At 66.3% G+C, this 14,823-nt stretch carries 16 protein-coding genes; 12 read left to right on the top strand and 4 right to left on the bottom strand.

The features are described from left to right. Nucleotides 1–37 precede the first annotated feature (37 nt). Nucleotides 38–511, top strand: a complete 474-nt coding sequence (locus F467_RS0101210) for a TerB family tellurite resistance protein (protein ID WP_018139436.1) — start codon at nt 38–40, stop codon at nt 509–511. Nucleotides 512–526: 15 nt separating this feature from the next. Continuing rightward, nucleotides 527–1,189, top strand: a complete 663-nt coding sequence (locus F467_RS0101215) for a sulfite exporter TauE/SafE family protein (RefSeq protein WP_018139437.1) — start codon at nt 527–529, stop codon at nt 1,187–1,189. A gap of 30 nt (nt 1,190–1,219) precedes the next feature. On the opposite strand, the gene F467_RS0101220 is transcribed toward F467_RS0101215, so the two are convergent. The 4 genes from F467_RS0101220 to ppsA all read right to left on the bottom strand — a co-directional run bounded on the left by F467_RS0101220 (nt 1,220) and on the right by ppsA (nt 5,659). Next, nucleotides 1,220–1,672 (bottom strand): DUF4426 domain-containing protein, encoded by a 453-nt coding sequence (locus F467_RS0101220; RefSeq protein WP_018139438.1) that lies wholly within the window; start codon nt 1,670–1,672, stop codon nt 1,220–1,222. Between the two features lie 141 nt (nt 1,673–1,813). Next, the gene (locus F467_RS0101225; protein ID WP_018139439.1) at nt 1,814–2,377 is read right to left on the bottom strand and encodes a YggT family protein; all 564 of its coding nucleotides are present in this window, start codon (nt 2,375–2,377) and stop codon (nt 1,814–1,816) included. A gap of 102 nt (nt 2,378–2,479) precedes the next feature. Next, nucleotides 2,480–3,295 (bottom strand): pyruvate, water dikinase regulatory protein, encoded by an 816-nt coding sequence (locus tag F467_RS0101230; protein ID WP_018139440.1) that lies wholly within the window; start codon nt 3,293–3,295, stop codon nt 2,480–2,482. 3 nt (nt 3,296–3,298) lie between these two features. Beyond that, complete coding sequence (gene ppsA, locus F467_RS0101235) at nt 3,299–5,659, bottom strand: phosphoenolpyruvate synthase (RefSeq protein ID WP_018139441.1); 2,361 nt, start codon at nt 5,657–5,659, stop codon at nt 3,299–3,301. 152 nt (nt 5,660–5,811) lie between these two features. On the opposite strand from ppsA, the gene F467_RS0101240 reads away from it, so the two are divergent. From F467_RS0101240 to F467_RS0101285, 10 genes are all read left to right on the top strand, one after another. Then, complete coding sequence (locus F467_RS0101240; RefSeq protein WP_018139442.1) at nt 5,812–6,306, top strand: ATP-dependent zinc protease; 495 nt, start codon at nt 5,812–5,814, stop codon at nt 6,304–6,306. Continuing rightward, on the top strand, nt 6,303–7,853 hold the full coding sequence (locus F467_RS0101245; protein WP_012983792.1) for an inactive transglutaminase family protein: 1,551 nt from the start codon (nt 6,303–6,305) through the stop codon (nt 7,851–7,853). Before F467_RS0101240 ends, F467_RS0101245 begins: the two co-directional genes overlap by 4 nt. A 1-nt stretch (nt 7,854) precedes the next feature. Further along, nucleotides 7,855–8,910 carry an alpha-L-glutamate ligase-like protein gene (locus F467_RS0101250; RefSeq protein ID WP_018139443.1) on the top strand — a complete coding sequence of 352 codons (1,056 nt, stop codon included), beginning with the start codon at nt 7,855–7,857 and terminating at the stop codon, nt 8,908–8,910. Nucleotides 8,911–8,972: 62 nt separating this feature from the next. Next, nucleotides 8,973–9,443, top strand: coding sequence for a transcriptional repressor (locus F467_RS0101255; RefSeq protein WP_012983794.1), 471 nt, complete (start codon nt 8,973–8,975; stop codon nt 9,441–9,443). Nucleotides 9,444–9,448: 5 nt separating this feature from the next. Continuing rightward, a complete protein-coding gene (locus F467_RS0101260) occupies nt 9,449–9,955 on the top strand; it encodes a DNA-deoxyinosine glycosylase (RefSeq protein ID WP_018139444.1) in 507 nt (168 codons plus the stop codon). 127 nt (nt 9,956–10,082) lie between these two features. Beyond that, entirely contained in the window at nt 10,083–11,390 is a 1,308-nt protein-coding gene (locus F467_RS0101265; protein ID WP_018139445.1) for a hypothetical protein, read from the top strand. Between the two features lie 86 nt (nt 11,391–11,476). Then, nucleotides 11,477–12,403, top strand: a complete 927-nt coding sequence (locus F467_RS0101270) for a metal ABC transporter substrate-binding protein (protein WP_018139446.1) — start codon at nt 11,477–11,479, stop codon at nt 12,401–12,403. A gap of 89 nt (nt 12,404–12,492) precedes the next feature. Then, nucleotides 12,493–13,101, top strand: coding sequence for an ATP-binding cassette domain-containing protein (locus tag F467_RS0101275; RefSeq protein WP_018139447.1), 609 nt, complete (start codon nt 12,493–12,495; stop codon nt 13,099–13,101). Continuing rightward, nucleotides 13,091–13,861: a metal ABC transporter permease gene (locus F467_RS0101280; RefSeq protein ID WP_018139448.1), complete on the top strand. Its 771-nt coding sequence runs from the start codon at nt 13,091–13,093 to the stop codon at nt 13,859–13,861. The genes F467_RS0101275 and F467_RS0101280 overlap by 11 nt, the downstream gene beginning before the upstream one ends. Before the next feature lie 40 nt (nt 13,862–13,901). Further along, entirely contained in the window at nt 13,902–14,762 is an 861-nt protein-coding gene (locus tag F467_RS0101285) for a class I SAM-dependent methyltransferase (RefSeq protein WP_018139449.1), read from the top strand. Nucleotides 14,763–14,823: the final 61 nt, after the last annotated feature.

Consider the following 14,823-nt stretch of genomic DNA (forward strand, 5'->3'; position numbering starts at 1 on the left):
CCATACGCAAAGCACACGCCCGCAGAAAGGAACCCTGATGATCGACGAGCTGCGCCGCCACTGGCAGCGCCTGATGCGCACGGATCTGAGCGCCACCGAATCCGGCGACGACGAACACCGACTGCAGCGTGCGGCCGCCGCGCTGATCATGGAGGTCTGCCGCGCCGATTTCGAACTGCACGAGGCCGAACTCGACTCCGTGCGCGCCAGCCTGATCGAGTTGTTCGAACTGGATGCGGACACCGCCGACGGCCTGCTCGAAATCGCCCGGGAAAAGAGCGACGAACTCGTATCCATCCACCCGTTGGTGCGCGAGGTCAACGCGGCCTTCGATGCCGACCAGAAGGCCGACATCATGCGCGCACTGTGGCGCGCCGCCTGGGCCAACCAGGACCTGCACAAGCGCCAGGAAGCCGTGATCCGGCACCTGGCCGATCTGTTGTATGTCCCGCACTCGACATTCATCCGCACCAAGCACGAGGTCCTGGGCGATGCCGCCGATCCGAACTGACAGGGAGTGGCGCTGATGGGCGACCCGGGCACGCTGCTTGCCGCCCTTGCAGTGGGCATCCTCGGGGGCGTTCACTGCCTCGGGATGTGCGGCGGCATCGTGGGCGCGATCTCGCTCGGACATGGCCGCAGGGGTCCCGGGTTCGACCTGCTCCTGGCCTACAACCTCGGACGCATGGGCAGCTATGTGATCGCCGGGGCCCTTGCGGGCTGGCTGGGCGCCACCCTGCTGGGCGGGCTGCCGGCCGGGCAGGCGATCCTGCAGGGGATTGCCGCGGTATTCCTGGTCCTGCTGGGGCTGTACATCGGCGGCTGGTGGCCGGTACTCGCGCGTCTGGAGCAGGCCGGTGGCGTGGTGTGGCGTCGTATCGAGCCCCTGGGTCGGCGGTTTCTGCCAGTGCGCAATGCCGGCCAGGCCCTGCTGGTGGGCGGGCTTTGGGGCTGGCTGCCCTGCGGGCTGGTCTACAGCGTGCTGGCCTGGTCGCTCAGCGCCGGCGGGGCCACCGAGGGCGCGCTGCTGATGGCGGCCTTTGCCCTGGGCACGCTGCCGAATCTGCTACTGATGGGGGTCTTCGCGGCGCGTATGGCTGCGTTTGTGCAACAACGCTGGGTTCGCGCCCTGGCGGGAGCCGCGATCCTGCTCTACGGCGGCTGGATGCTACTGCGGCTGGCAATGTAACCCCCGCCTCCCGGCGGGGGTACCAATGGTTCAGTCAGCGAAGAACTCGCGGCTGAAGCTGATGGGCAGGGCCCGCTCGCTGCCTTCCGGCGTCACCTCGAGTGCGAACTCGAGGGTCTCGCCGCGGCGAACAGTCACCTCGGAAAGCTGATAGATGGCGTCGCCATCCTGGATCTCCCGAAAGCGCAGGTTGCGCATCTGATCGTTCATGTTGGTCGCGGTGCCGCTGAGATCCGCGGAGACGGCCTTGAGCCCATCGTCAGTCCGTTCCATCACGGTGACGTTGACCATTGCGCGGTTGGAACTGCGGCGCACGTCGTAGGCCTGGGCGACCTCGGGGGAGAGGAAGGTGGTGTTGATGACGTTGTAGTACACCACGTAGTTATCGAATTCCGCCTCGTTGGCGGACGCGATCGAGCTGCCGAGGACAACCGCCGCCAGGGCGACGATGAAGCCGGTGATGACCCGATGCACTCTTACCATGGCTGACTCCTCTGCCGTTGCGGGAATGCAGAGGCGGTGCCGCCGGCATGGCTGACACCATCCCCTGCCTTCGAGTCTAGCGCCTTTTCGCGCGGATGAAACCGCCAAAAAAGGAGGGTTTCGGGGCGCGGATGGTCTCGATCAAAAAGAGCGCACCAGAATCAGCAAGATGTACAGACCGACCAGTGCGACCATCGGCGAAAAATCGATCGCCCCGGCCCGCGGCAGCGTGCGGCGCAGCGGACCGAGGATAGGCCGATTGACGTCGCCGACCAGGCGCAGGATGGGGTTGTGCCCCCCGCCACCGCCTCCGGCCTGGATCCAGCTCATCACGACCTCGACAATCAGGGCGATGATGAACACCCAGATCACGGTGGTCAGGACCTCGCGGATGGCAACGTAGAAGATCACGCCAAACCCTACGTCCGCGCCGAGGATCGCGGCGCGCAGCCAGAGTTCAACGCACTTCAGCACGATAATCAGCACGATCGCGGCCAGGTCGACCCGCCCGACCGAGGGGATCACCCGCCGCAGGATGCGCAGCGGCGGGTCGGTCAGCATGACGATCGTCTGCGAGATCGGGTTGTGGTACTCCGCCCGCACCAGCCCGAAGATCGTGCGCAGGATCAGCAGGATGATGTAGATCCCGAAGACGACGCTGATCAGGAAGATGGCAATCTCTTGTCCGGGTCCGGCGGCGTTCATGCGGGCTCCTTGCGGCAATTCAACGGAAAGTGCGCAGCATTGTCCGGCATGCCCGGCGGGATGCCAAGAAGACGCTGAACGGACCGAGGGCGCCCAGCCGCCTCAGGTCCGGTCCAGGGTGTCGCGCACCTGGGTCGCGATCTCCTCGATAGACAGCTCGGTGACATCCAGGTGGGGGATGGCCCAGGTCTCGAGGAACTCCTGGATCGCGGCACATTCCGCGCGGCACTGGGCAAGGCTTGCGTACTGACTGCCGGGGCGGCGGCCCTCGCGGATCTGTGACAGACGCTGGGGGGTGATGGTCAGCCCGACCATACGCCCGCCGAGACCGCGCAGGCTGCGCGGCATGTGCGGGGTATCATCCCGGCCCAGGTCTTCCGGCACCAGCGGGTAGTTGGCCGCGAACAGCCCGTAATTCATCGCCAGGTAGAGACTCGTGGGTGTCTTGCCCGAACGCGAGGCGCCCAGCAACACCACATCGGCGACGGAAAGATCCTGGGTGGCCAGACCGTCGTCGTGCGACAGCGTGTAGTTCAGGGCCTCGATGCGACGGTCGTAGCGCGTCACATCGCCCATGCCGTGGGCCCGCCCGGATACCGACTGGGCCGTGACCCCGAGCACCTCCTCCAGTCGCCCGACCTGCTCCCCGAACACGTCGATAACCGGGACGGGGCTGTGGCGCAGTTCCTGGCGCAGGTCGGCATTGGCCAGGGTGGCCACGACGAGCGCCGGCTGCGGCCCGGCCTCGATCCGAGCGAACACGCTGGACAGCCGACCCGGGGTCTGCACGAAAGGCAACCGATGCCAGGCCGGATCCAGGTCCGGGAACTGGGTGAACAGCGAACGCGCCAGCGTCTCCGCGGTAATCCCGGTCCCGTCAGACACCAGATACACCTGCGGGCACCGCGGATCGGCCATGTCCTATCCCCTTGCCTTTGCCAGTTGCTCCCAGGTGGAGAGTAGTGCATCCGGGTTCAACGACAAGGAATCAATGCCCTCGTCCATCAGCCACGCGGCCATCTCGGGGTAGTCGGACGGGGCCTGCCCGCAGATCCCGACGTACTTGTCGGCATCCTTCGCGGCCCGGATCGCCATGGTCAGCAACGCCTTCACCGCATCGTCGCGCTCGTCGAAGGAATCCGCCACCAGACCGGAGTCACGATCGACCCCGAGCGTGAGCTGGGTCAGGTCGTTGGAGCCGATCGAGAAGCCATCGAAGTGCTCCAGGAAGCGCGCCGCCAGCAGGGCGTTCGAGGGGATCTCGCACATCATCACGACCTTCAGGCCGTTCTCGCCGCGGCGCAGCCCCTCCTCGCCGAGTACGCGGATCACGTCCTCGGCCTCGGTCAGCGTGCGCACGAACGGGACCATGATCTGCACGTTCTCGAGCCCCATCTCCTCGCGTACACGACGCAGGGCCTCGCACTCCATCGCAAAGGCCGGGCGGAAGGTGTCGGAGCGATAGCGCGAGGCGCCGCGGAACCCGAGCATCGGGTTCTCCTCCTCCGGCTCGTAGCCCGAACCCCCGATCAAATGGGCATATTCGTTGGACTTGAAGTCCGACAGGCGCACGATCACCGGCTCCGGTGCGAAGGCCGCAGCCAGCGTGGCAATGCCCTCGGACAGCTTGCGCACGAAGTACTCGCGCGGGCCGTCGTCAAACCCGCGCAGGCGCTCGGCGATGCGCTCCTGCACATCGGCATCCAGCCGCCCCGGGTCCTCGGCATAGTCCAGCAACGCCAGGGGGTGCACGCCGATGGTGCCGTTGATGATGAACTCCAGCCGTGCGAGCCCGATCCCGGCATGCGGCAGCTGGGAGAAGGCGTAGGCACGCCCCGGGTTGGCCACGTTCAGCATCAGCTTGACGGGCAGCTCCGGCAGCTCGCCGACATCGGCCTTCTTGACCGAATAGTCGAGCCGCCCGGCGTAGACATGACCATCGTCACCCTCGGCACAGGAGACGGTGGCCTCCATGCCATCGGACAGGGCCTCGGTCGCATCGGCGCAGCCGACCACCGCCGGGATGCCCATCTCGCGGGCAATGATCGCCGCGTGGCAGGTGCGCCCGCCGCGATTGGTCACGATCGCGGCGGCGCGCTTCATCACCGGTTCCCAGTCCGGGTCGGTCATGTCCGCCACCAGGATGTCGCCCTCCTCCATGGTGTGCATGGAATCCGGGGAGTCCAGCACACGGACGACCCCGGCACCGACCTTCGAGCCGATCGCCCTGCCGGTGACCAGCGGCGTCTCGCTGTGCGGGGCCAGCTCGTAGCGCTCGCCCGCACCGAGCTCGACGCGGCTCTCCACCGTCTCCGGGCGCGCCTGCACGATAAACAGCTCGCCAGTCTCGCCGTCCTGGGCCCATTCGATATCCATGGGCCGGCCATAGTGCTGCTCGATCGCGACCGCAAAGCGACCCAGCTGCTCGGCATCGGCGTCGCTGAGGCAGAAGCGCTCGCGCAGGTCCCGCGGCGTGTCTTCGGTGCGCGTGCCACCCTCGTCCAGGACCATGCGGACAGCCTTGGTGCCTAGGGTGCGACCGATGATCGCGCGCTTGCCCGCCGCCAGTGCCGGCTTGTAGACCTGATACTCGTCCGGGTTCACCGCGCCCTGCACGACGGTCTCGCCAAGACCCCAGGCGCCGGTGATGAACACCGCGTCGCGAAACCCGCTCTCGGTGTCGAGGGTAAAGATCACCCCGCTCGCCCCGACATCGGAACGCACCATGCGCTGCACGCCGGCGCTGAGGGCCACCTCGTCGTGGGCAAAGTTGTTGTGCACCCGGTAGGCAATCGCGCGGTCGTTGTAGAGGCTGGCGAAGCACTCGCGCAAGCGCGCAAGCAGCGCATCGATACCGCGCACATTCAGAAACGTCTCCTGCTGTCCGGCAAACGAGGCCTCGGGGAGATCCTCGGCGGTGGCCGATGAGCGCACGGCGACGGGCACGTCATCGCCCAGTTTGCCGTAGTGCTCGCGCACCGCCTGTTCCAGTTCGTCCGGCAGTGGCGCCGCCTCGATCCAGCCGCGCACCTCGCGCCCCGCCTCGCGCAGGGCCTCGATGTCGTTGATGTCGAGATCGGCCAGGCGCGCCTTGATCCGGGCAGCGAGGTTCTCGTGCTCCAGATGCGCACGGAAGGCGTCGGCCGTGGTCGCGAACCCGCCGGGCACGCGCACGCCAGCCCGCCCCAGCTCGCGCAGAAGCTCGCCCAGGGAGGCGTTCTTGCCGCCCACCCTGGCCACATCGTCCATATTCAGATCGTCGAGATCGACTACCCAGCGCATCGCGCCTCCCAAGAAGGTTTGTGAACTGTCTAACATGGGCCGTGACGCCTCTGGGATACACTAGGATCCATTTTGTCCCCCATGCCCGAGGAGGCCCCGTGTCCATACGCCCAACCCTTCCGTCCAGCTTAACGAAAACCGCTTTCGGGGGAATGCTGCTGGGCCTGGCCCTTGCCCTGGCCCCAGTACACGCGAAGGAAGATCCGTCATCCCTGGCCATTCTGGGCACCGTCGAAGATGTCGAGATCGTGGGCGAGGGGATTGTGCTGGAGGCGCGCCTGGACACGGGGGCGACATCATCGTCCCTGAACGCACTCAACAAGGAAAAGTTCGAGCGCGACGGCGAGGACTGGATCCGCTTCGATGTCATCGACCCGGATGACGACGACGCCTATATCACCCTGGAACGCCCGGTCGAGCGCATCGTCCGTATCCGCCGCCACAGCGGCGAGAGCCAGGAGCGCCCGGTAATCGCGATGGAGTTCTGCATCGGCGACCAGCGCATCAAGGGCGACACGACCCTCATCGACCGCACTAACCTCACCTATCAGGCCCTCATTGGCCGCACGCACCTGGCCGGGCATATTCTGGTCGACTCCGGGGCCGAACATACCTACGCGCCCGACTGCGGAGACGACGATTCGTGAGACGTTTTCATCTCCCGATCCTGATCGTGCTGTTGAGCACGATCGGGCTCGGGATCTTTGCGTACAAGGTCATCGCCCTGGACATGCCCGTCATGCCCGGGGCATCGGCCGAGACCTGGCAGGTTGAAGCACGCGTTCGCTATCAGCCCACCGGCGGTGCGGCCAACGTGCAGCTGCGCATCCCGGATCGCCTGCCCAATTTCGCCATCCTGGATGAAGGCTTCGTCTCGCGCGGCTATGGCCTGAATACGCTGCGCGGCCAGGACGACCGCATTGCCCAATGGACCACACGGCAGCCGCGCGGAGAACAGGTGCTGTACTACCGGGCGACCCTCTACCGCGACAGCGATGACCGCTCGGACGCTGACTACCCAGGCCCCGTCGGGGCCCCTGAATGGACCGAGCCCTACCGCTCCGCAGCGGATGCGCTGATCGAGGACGTCCGCAGCCGATCTTCGGATATTCAGACCTTCGCCTCGGTGCTGGTCAATGACCTTGCCCACGCCGCGCCCGCATCGAATGCCGCGGTATTCGCCGATGACGGCAGCGACCGCGTGCAACGCAGCCAGACCCTGATCGAACTCCTGGCCACGGCCCGGATTCCCGCGCGCATGGTCACCACGTTGCACCTGCGCGACGGGCGCCGCGACATACGCCCGGAAACCTGGATCGAGGTCCACAACACGCGGCGCTGGGTGCCCATTCACCCGCTGTCGGGCGAGATCGAATACCCGGACGATGTGGTCGTCTGGGCCCATGGGTCCGCGCCCCTGCTGGAGGTCTCCAACGGACGCGACGCCGAGGTCCGCTTTGCCGTCTCGCGGGGCGTACAGGACGCCCTGACCACTGCCCAGCGATTCGGCGAGACCGTCAACGCCCAGTTGATGGAGTTCTCCACCCTGAATCTCCCGCTGGGGACCCAGAACACCTACCGCGTGCTGCTCATGGTCCCCCTGGGGGCCATGATCATCGTGTTCCTGCGCAACGTGATCGGCGTCCAGACATTCGGCACGTTCATGCCGGTGCTGATCGCGCTGTCCTTTCGCGAGACGCAGCTGCTGGCCGGGATCATCCTGTTCACCCTGATCGTGTCGCTCGGCCTGGCCGTGCGCTTCTATCTCGAACACCTGCGATTACTGCTCGTGCCACGACTGGCGGCAGTGGTCAGCGTGGTCATCATGCTGATGCTCGGGATCAGCATCCTTTCGCACCAGTTGGGGTTCGAGCGGGCGCTCGCGCTGTCGCTGTTCCCGATGGTCATCCTGGCCATGACGATCGAGCGCATGTCCGTGGTCTGGGAAGAACACGGTCCATCGGACGCGATCACCCAGGGCATCGGCAGCCTGGCCGTGGCCGCCGCCGCCTATGGGCTGATGGCCAATCGCCACCTGGAACACCTGTTGTTCGTATTCCCCGAACTGCTGCTGGTACTGCTGGCGATGACCCTGCTGCTCGGGCGCTACACGGGCTATCGCCTGAGCGAGCTGTTCCGTTTCGGCCGCATGCAGGAGGCCATGCAGCCCTCCAGACGCTCGGAGGATCGCTAGCATGGGCTGGCTGCCACGCTTCGTGCTCCCACGGACCCTGCGCGAGCAGGGCATTGTGGGGATGAACGCGCGCAACGCCCGCTTCATCGCCCAGTACAACCACCGACGGTTCTACCCGCGGGTGGACGACAAGCTGGAGACCAAGCGCCTCGCCCTGGATGCCGGCCTTTCGGTGCCCGAACTCTACGGGGTCGTCCGTTCGCATCACGAGATTCGCAAACTCGAGCGTCTGTTGCGCGCCTATCCCGACGGCTTCGTGATCAAACCGGCGCATGGGGCTGCCGGCGACGGCATCCTGGTCATTACCGGCTGGCGCGGGGATCGGCTGCGGCGTGCCAGCGGCCGCACAATGGAGATGAGCGAGCTGCACGACCACTGCTCCAACATCCTCTCCGGGATGTACAGCCTGGGCGGACGTCCAGACGTCGCGATGGTCGAGCAGCGGGTCCGGTTCTCCTCGGCCTTCGACCAGATCACCTATCGTGGCGTGCCCGACATCCGGACCGTTGTCTACCGGGGGTACCCGGTCATGGCCATGATGCGCCTGCCCACCCAGGACTCCGACGGCAAGGCCAACCTGCACCAGGGTGCGGTCGGCACCGGGATCGACCTGGCCTCCGGCAGGACCATCGGCGGCGTGCAGCACAACCGGCCCATCTGGGAACACCCCGACACCGAACACTCGATTGTCGGGCTGGAAATCCCCGGCTGGAATGAACTGATGCAGCTGGCGTCAGGCTGTTACGAACTGAGCAAACTGGGCTATCTGGGCGTGGACGTCGTGATCGATCAGGACCGCGGCCCCCTGATTCTCGAACTCAATGCCCGCCCCGGGCTTGCGATCCAGATCGCCAATGGCGAGGGACTGGAGAGCCGGCTGCTCGCGGTGGACGCGCACCTGGTCGGGCGCGACGGCACCGAACCGCCCGAGCAGCGCGCGCGCTGGGCAGCCGGGGTCTTTGCGCGTCACGAAGCGACGCAAGCGGCGCCTGCGGATGCCGCCTCGGCCACCCCCGCGGCGCAAGACGCAGATTCAACAGAGATCGAGCGGCGCTAGCGAGGCAGGGGCCCTCGACCAACGCCGAGAGGCCCGAGCCACTTTCCGCTATCCTAGGCCCCATGACCTCGACAGCGCATTCCCACAGTCCGGCAGATATCGACCAGGCACTGGCGGACGCCGAGCGTGTCTGCACCCGACGCGGTGCGCGGCTGACCGAGCAGCGCCGCCGCATCCTCGAACAGATCCTGCGCACCGACGGCGTGATCAAGGCCTACGACCTGATCCATGCGCTGTCCTCGGATGACCACAGCATCAAGCCACCAACGGTCTACCGGACCCTGGCCTTCCTGCTGGAGCAGGGCCTGATCCACCGCATCGAGAGCCTGAACGGCTTCGTCGCCTGTTCCCACCCGGGTGAGCGCCATGAATCCGCGCTGATGATCTGTGACGGCTGCGGCCAGATCACCGAGTTCCATACCCCGGAGCCAGCCACCCAGGCACTCGAAGCCCAGGCCACCGCCCAGGGCTTTGCGATCGACTCGCGCATGGTCGAGCTGCACGGGCACTGCGCGGACTGCCGTAACGCCTGACTGCCGTGCCCGCCACCCTCCAGGCATTTCCCCCGGTCCTGGACACCCGCACCCGCGCCGTCGTGCTGGGCAGCTTCCCCGGCGTAGCTTCCCTCCAGGCACAGGCGTACTACGCGAATCCGCGCAACCAGTTCTGGCCGATCATGGCCGCCATCCTCGGCGAGCCCTTCCCCGATCTTGAATACCCCGAACGCATCCAGCGCCTGCTCACGCACCGCATCGGCCTCTGGGATGTCTACGGCACCTGTCGGCGCGAGGGCAGCCTGGACAGCGCCATCCGTGCCGCCGCACCCAACGACCTCACGCGGCTGACACGGGAAGCGCCGGAACTGCGCCTCGCCCTGCACAACGGCGCGGAAAGCGCACGCCGTCTGCACGAAACCCGGGCACTCGGCGTCGAGGCCCTGCGCCTGCCATCGACCAGTCCGGCCAACGCCCGCTGGAGCTTCGAGGCCAAGCTCGAGGTCTGGGCCAAAGCCCTGACAAGCGTCGGGATTCCCAGGCACCTGTAGTCCCTCCGGCCGCCGTCGGGGTTGCGCCCCAAAACGTTATCTTATAACGTGACATCGTCGTGTAACGATATAACAATTTATTCACGCTGAGGCCTTCGGCGTGTCTGTACATGTTTGGGAGTCCGTCATGCCGCACAACACACACCTGCTCCGCCCCGCCCTGGGCGGACTGACCGCCCTGGCGCTCGCCGTGCCGACCGCCGCCACCGCCCAGCAGTGGGAGACGCGCGCGGGAGACCGCAACTGGGGGCTGGATATCTCACTGATCCTGGAAGGGGTCTACTACAACGAGATGTCCCGCGGTATCAGCGACCCAGCCGGCTTCGATGACGGCCATGACCATGGGCACGACCACGGAAACGGGCATGACCACGGGTTCGACGACGGCTTCAACCTCGGGCACAGCGAGCTGGTGTTCGAGGCCAACCTCGGCGATCTGTTCGATGGCGTGCTGATGATCGGTTTCGACGAGGACCATGTTGAAGTCGAAGAGGCCTACCTGACCACCCGCGCCCTGCCCGGTGGCTTCCAGGTCAAGGCAGGTAAATTCCTGTCGGACATCGGCTACATCAACAGCCGCCACGTCCATGACTGGGACTTCGTCGACCGCCCGCTGGTCAACGAATATCTGTTCGGCGATCACGGCCTGCAGGAAACCGGCGTCCAGGCCACCTGGCTCGCCCCGACCGAGACCTACACCCAGCTCGGCGTGGAACTGCTGCAAGGCGAAACCAGCGGTATCGCGAACTATGAAGGCAGCCAGTCGGCTCGGAATGGTCAGGAGCGCATCCTGAGTGATCGTTCCGGACCACGACTGATTACCGCGTTTGCCAAATTCGGCCCGGACCTGGGCCCCGACCATGCCGCCCAATTCGGTATCTCCGGCGGCTACGCGCGCAGCTTCCAGAAGACCGACGAGCACTCCACACGTTTCGAAGATTGGGATGGAAGCGCCTGGTTCGCCGGCCTAGACGCCGTCTATAAATACAGCTCGGGCCGCGCCTATGGCCACGGCGACTGGCGCCTGCAGGGAGAGTATTTTTACCGTGAGATTGATGTCGACCGGCGCGATGTGAATTTCGAAGCGGATGGCAACGGACCGGAAGGCTTCGTCCGCAACGAACAGTCTTTCAAAAACAAACAGGATGGCCTTTACGTCCAGGGCGTATACGGCTTCGCCCCGCGCTGGGAGGCCGGCCTGCGCGCCGAGGCCCTCGGCCTGACCAACGACGTCGGCCGCGGTGATGGCGAGTCGTTCGGCACCTCATACCGTCAGACCGCTCAGGTGACCTTCCGCCCCGTGGAGCCGGTATTCCTGCGCGCGCAGCTGTCGCAGAACGACTTCGTCGACGAGCACGGTGATCGCGACCGCGGGCTGGAATTCATGCTGCAACTGAACGTGGCGCTCGGCGCGCACGGCGCCCACCGCTTCTGATCAGTATCGCGTCGTCGTCCAGGGTCGGCAGGACCGTTGATGCCCTGTCGGCCCCATCCGTATCCCGAAATCACCAGGAGTCCCGCATGTCCTTTAGCAAGACTCGCACCCGTATCACCCGGACCCTCGCCGCCGTTGCCTCGGTGGCCGCACTCACCTTCATCCTGCTACCCGCGCAGGCGGCTGCCGGACTGAACATCGTGGCCACTACATCCAGCCTCGGTGCCCTGGCCCGCGAGATCGGGGGCGACGAGGCCGAGGTCCGCGTGCTCGCGCCGCCGGACCGCGACGCACATTACCTGGATGCCCGCCCCAGCTTCATGGCCGCCCTGCGCCGGGCCGACATGCTGCTGGAATTGGGCGCCGGTCTGGAAGAAGGCTGGCTGCCCGCCGCCCAGCGCGGCGCCAACAACCGTGCAATCAACTCGGGGCAGCCGGGCCACTTCCGCGCGGCCGACAAGGTCGAACTGCGCCGTTCCATCACCATGGACGGGCCGAACATGGGCCACGTGCACGAGGAGGGCAATCCGCATTTCAATGCCGACCCGTTGCGTATGGCCGAACTCGCCCTGGCACTGGGACAGCGCATGGGAGAACTGCGGCCGGATCACGCCGAGGCCTTCGTGCAGCGTGCAGAGGCAGCCGCCGAACGTCTGCGTGAACACGCCGAGAAGCTGGCCGAGCGCGTGGAGCCTGACCAGCGCATCGTGGTCTACCACGAGGACCTCGACTATCTGGAAGAGTGGTTGCCAGTCGAGATCGTCGGCTATCTGGAACCGGCGCCGGGGATTCCGCCCACCGCGCGCCATCTGCGCAGCCTCGTGGACGATCTCGAAGGCACCGAGGGCACTGTCCTGTACGCCGAGTTCCAGCCACCTCGCGGCGCGGAATTCCTGGAACGGAACCTGGGCTGGCCGACGCACGCCGTACCGCTGGATCCGCCGGCGGACTCCGGCCTCGATGGCTACCTCGAACTGATGAGGACCTGGGCGCAGGCCCTGCCCCAGCGCTGAAGAAAGCAGAAGCCGCTGTCACGACGGACCCGGAAAGCCACTTTCCGGGTCCGTTATCATTGGCCACCGCCCCATTCTTACGAACCTGCATGCCACCCGAGCCTGTCCCGCCCATCCTGCACTCCCAGTCGGCCCTCCTCGGGTTCGACCGTCCGGTGATCGGGCCTTTGTCCCTGGAGATCCCGGCAGGTGCCCGCTGGGCCCTGACCGGACCCAATGGGGTGGGCAAATCGCTACTGCTGAAAGCCATTACCGGACAGGCCCGCGTTCACGGCGGGCGTTTTGAACTCGCCCCTCGTACGCACCCCAGCCTGCTGGCTCAGGACCACGCCCGCCCGCAGCCCTGGCCCCTGTCTGGAGACGACTGGCTTCGCGCGATGGGGGCCAGCGTGCCCGAACATGAAGGAGTTCGGGCCCTGCTGAATCGGCGGCTGGACCGCTTGAGCGGCGGTCAGTGGCAACTTCTGCGTCTGGCCGCCGTGCTGACCAGCCGAGGTGAAGACTCGTCGGCGCAGCGGTTGATCCTGCTGGATGAACCCGCCAACCATCTGGATGCCGAGGTCCGTGCCGACGCGGTGGAACTGATCAGGGCGGTCCCGGCCGAGACGAGCATGCTGATCACCAGCCACGACGATGAATTCCTGCAGGCGCTCGGCCTGGAGAACCATCCACTTGCGGAGTACCTGGATGCCGGGTGACCTGCTGCTGACACCCTTCATTGCCGGCGTGCTCGTCACCATGGTGCTGGCGCTCGCCGGGGCCGGTCTGTTCCTGCGCGGATCGGTCTGGCAGGCGCTGGCCCTGGGGCAATGGGCAGCCGTGGGCGGGGTTCTCGCCTCGGTCCTGCACTGGCCGGTGCTACCCGTGGCGCTGCTGCTGGGTGGCGGGATCATGGTGCTGCTGCAGCGCAGCCGGGATCGGGAACGCCTGCCCCTGGCCGTTTTCCTGGCCGGCCTGGCGGCGGTCACGCTACTGGCCGCCAACTTTGCTCAGGCCAGCCTGGCGGCCGCTGCCTGGGCCGAAGGCCAGCTCTACTTTGCCGGCCCCAATGAGCTCTGGGCGGCGATCGGTCTGAGCCTGCTGACCCTCCTGATGGTCCCGGTGCTCCTCCGCGTATGGCTGCATGCGCAGATCGCACCGGATGTGTCGGCGGCAAGCAGGCCGGCTGTCTGGCAGCATCTCGGCGAAATCGTCTGGCTGGTCGCCGCTATCGTTCTGGGGAGCATGGTCCTGGGACTTCCGGCTGCACTGGCCACCCTGCTACTGCCGGCCTGGGGTGCAGCCTGGCTCGCACGCAACCTCACCGGGCTGGTGCTCTGGACGCAGGGCATCGCCCTGTTCGGGTTCCTTGTCGCCTGGACCATCAGCCTGCCGCTGGATCAGCCCTTCGCACCGGTGCTGGTCCTGGTCAACGTCATGCTCGCGCTCGGCGCCCGCCTCGCCGCCATGCTGCGCTGACCCGACGCGTTCATCCCCACCGCAAGCAACGACTGACGCCATGACATCCAACACCGCCCACTCGTCATCCACCAGTGCGAATGGCACTTCGCCGATTTTCCAGGCCATCGAGAAGGCGCAGGGCGACCAGCCCTGGGGCAGCTTTCTTGATGCCGGGACGGGTCGCAAGTCCATCGAGTGGATCAGCCACTTGGACACCGAGCGCTGGACGGCGGTAACGGCCTCCCAGGAGATGGCGCGCACGACCCGCAAGGCGGCGGGCACGGCGCGGCGCCGGCAGGACCGCATCCTGGTCGGCAACTGGATGTCGGATCAGCTTCTGTTCGGTGAACGCTTTGACACGGTGCTGCTGGACTACTTTATCGGGGCCATCGAAGGTTTCGCGCCCTACTGGCAGGACCGCGCCCTGCACCGGTTGCGGCCGCACGTGGGCGACCGGCTGTATCTGGTGGGCGTCGAACCTTACGTGCTGGTGGAACCGAAAGATGAAGCCGGCGCGCTCGTGAGGGAGATCGGACGCCTGCGTGACGCCTGCCTGCTGATTGCGGGCAACCGGCCCTATCGCGAATACCCATCATCCTGGGTCATGCGCCAGCTTGGAATCGCGGGATTTCGGGTTCTGGATGTCCGCTATTTTCCCATCCACTATCGCGAACGGTTCGTCAACGGCCAGCTCGACCTGTGCCTGCGGCAGCTGCCGCATTTCAGCGACGAGGGTCTGGCCAAGGCCATGCACCACCAGATCGAGGTCCTGCGTGAACGCGCCCTGCCTTTGGCCCGCAGCCAGGAGGGGCTGAAACACGGCGCAGACTACCTGATCGTGGCCGAACCGATGGCCGACCGGCATCGCGGCCTGCACGACCCGCTGCAGCCTCATCAGACCCTCCCGAACCCGGAGTAGCCTCAAGCCGATACCGGCTCACCAAACGGCACACAGCATTACTGACCGAGCATGTTGACAC

Source organism: Thioalkalivibrio sp. ALJ12 (assembly GCF_000378305.1).
GTDB lineage: Bacteria > Pseudomonadota > Gammaproteobacteria > Ectothiorhodospirales > Ectothiorhodospiraceae > Thioalkalivibrio.